This is a genomic window from Pseudomonas sp. JUb52 (assembly GCF_004341115.1).
Taxonomy (GTDB): Bacteria; Pseudomonadota; Gammaproteobacteria; order Pseudomonadales; family Pseudomonadaceae; genus Chryseomonas; species Chryseomonas oryzihabitans.
Genome location: NZ_SLYS01000038.1, coordinates 1 through 2,295, shown reverse-complemented (window position 1 = coordinate 2,295; position 2,295 = coordinate 1). Strand labels below are relative to the sequence as shown.

Here is a 2,295-nt window from a genome sequence, read left to right as displayed (position 1 = left end):
CGGGTCTGTTTCATTGGGGTTGCTTGTCTTGCCATGATTCACCTCGTTGCAGTTTATCGCTTAACGGGGGTGTCCACTGGGACTGGGCAAGATCAATACTTTCTGATGCCTCTTGATTAGAGATGCCAGCCATAATAATCTCATCGCCAACGCATACGGCGTTCGGCAGCCAACACACTCTCACTCACTACTGGAAGCTCAGACATGAAAACCATAGGCATTGAAAACTCGAAGTCCAGCGTACAGGCCCACTTAACGCTTGGAACCAAAACTATGGGGCTAGGTATCTATGGCGCGTACTTGGCTCTCGCTATTATTTACTTCTGGTTCGGCGGCATGAAATTTACCCACTACGAGGCCGAGGGCCTGGTTCCACTGGTGAGCAACAGCCCGCTTTTGGGATGGGTGTATAGCATTTTTTCGGTCGACATGTTCTCCAGCCTGCTCGGCATACTAGAGATTTCGATCGGCACTCTGATCGCAGGCCGCATGCTGTCGCCCAAACTATCCGTGGTAGGAGGCGCTCTGTCTGCAGGCCTGTTCTTCACAACCCTTAGCTTTATGTTTTCCACTCCGGGCGTCATTGAGCCTAGTTTAGGGTTTCCGGCGATTTCCGTTGCGCCAGGTCAGTTTCTGCTTAAAGACTTAGGGTTGCTTGCTGTTTCGATATTTGTGGCAGGCCATTCGCTGGTTGAACTGGAAAAACGTAAAATTAATGCATAATTTTTTCAATGGCTTAAGGCAGTAATGCCTTAGGCCTTTTTGCCATCATTTTCCCCCGCCAGATCTTTCAACCAGTCACGAGGGCTCAACCCCGTCTTGCGTCTAAATGCGCGAGACAGCGCCGAAGGACTTTCGTAGCCGACTTGAGCTGCAATCAGCGTAATCGAGCGCCCTTCTCGCATCAGCTTCTGAGCCAGGCTAACTCGCCAACTCAACAAATAATCAGCAGGCGTCTGTCCGATGACACTCTTGAAATGCACGGCATACGCAGCGCGTGACATATTTGACTCACTGGCCAGCTCTGCTATTGACCAGGCATGTTCCGGGGAGTTGTGCATCTGTAAAAGCGATCGGGCAAGCCGCATGTCGGCCAGTCCAGCCATCATTCCGGTGCGCAACTGGTGATGATCGAGCAGGTAACGGAGCAACAGAATGATTAGGAGCTCAAATAAGCGCTCAAGCGCGGCTTCCCTTCCACAATGCACATTTGCCGCCTCGGCAAACATCCACTCCAACGTGTCTGCCAGCATGGGCAGATCATCGAGTGCGAGCACCAAACAGTCCGGTAATGAAGCCGACAAAGGATTATCAATTCCGCCCTCAAACTCCATGGAAGCACACAACAACTTTGCGCCATCGGACTCACCCGCAAACAATTGATGCTTGGCGGGGCGTGGCATAAAAATCAAGCTAGGGCGAGTGAGCTGCAAATCCTTGCGATCGGGACCAAGCAACGTCACGCTGCCGGCCTGAAGCAGATGGATATAACCTCGCCGCTCGGCGCCATCGTAAGATGCAGAGCCGCATAGGTCGCCGTCATAGAACAGATTGGCCCGCACGCCGAACCGCGAGAGCAAATTAGACAAACGATCCATTGGCCGATCCTTGACGAGTCAGAACGCACAGACCATACCATCTGCGTTGTCGTTCAGTGCCTGTAGCGAACATGCCGGCGTAAATCAGCCAACGGATAAAGTGATCACTGAGCAGCTCAGCCTCCCTTTCCAGTTCGGCTGTTAAAAAAACAACACCGTTGTTTGAAAGCACCAGCAAATCAAGTGCTCACTCTTCTATTTTACAGTACCTGGCAACAGCACTTTGCGGTGCAGTCGATCAGATATCCGGAAGGTTGATCGTAAGCTTCAGCCTAGCGCTCTTCGAATTTAATGTCGTCGAGCTTCGGCCCAACCATTCCCCCGACCTACTCTTCCCTCCCCTAGAGACCCTAGCAGTCACTTGAATCGCGGCTGTCTGCGATAAGGTGTTGCTGGTAACTATTGCATCAGCGCCTGAAAACTCCACCTCGGCCGGCAGACTTGAGACCTTAAGTCGTATGGTAGCGAGAGGTACCTTGGAGCCCGATAGCGTCTGTACGAAAACGAACACACTGTCATCCAAAGCGACCTTTTCGAAAATTTCCGGGGAAATGTCCACCCGTACCTTGAGCGGTGTTGGTGGCAAGCCAGCAACATGGTTAATCTGTTGCCGCTGACCGAAAACTGACCCAGTAGAGGCTGTTCTGCCGACTGAAAACTGACCCAGGTGTTCAACTGCTTCTGCTCAATTTTTGAG

General features: G+C 51.9%; 2 protein-coding genes. One reads left to right on the top strand and one right to left on the bottom strand.

The features are described 5' to 3' along the window. Positions 1–204: 204 nt before the first annotated feature. Positions 205–723: a YkgB family protein gene (locus EC839_RS24025; protein WP_003464991.1), complete on the top strand. Its 519-nt coding sequence runs from the start codon at positions 205–207 to the stop codon at positions 721–723. Between the two features lie 29 nt (positions 724–752). Here the strand turns inward: EC839_RS24025 and EC839_RS24020 are convergent, their stop codons facing one another. Continuing rightward, positions 753–1,598, bottom strand: coding sequence for an AraC family transcriptional regulator (locus tag EC839_RS24020; RefSeq protein ID WP_003464995.1), 846 nt, complete (start codon positions 1,596–1,598; stop codon positions 753–755). Between the last annotated feature and the right edge of the window lie 697 nt (positions 1,599–2,295).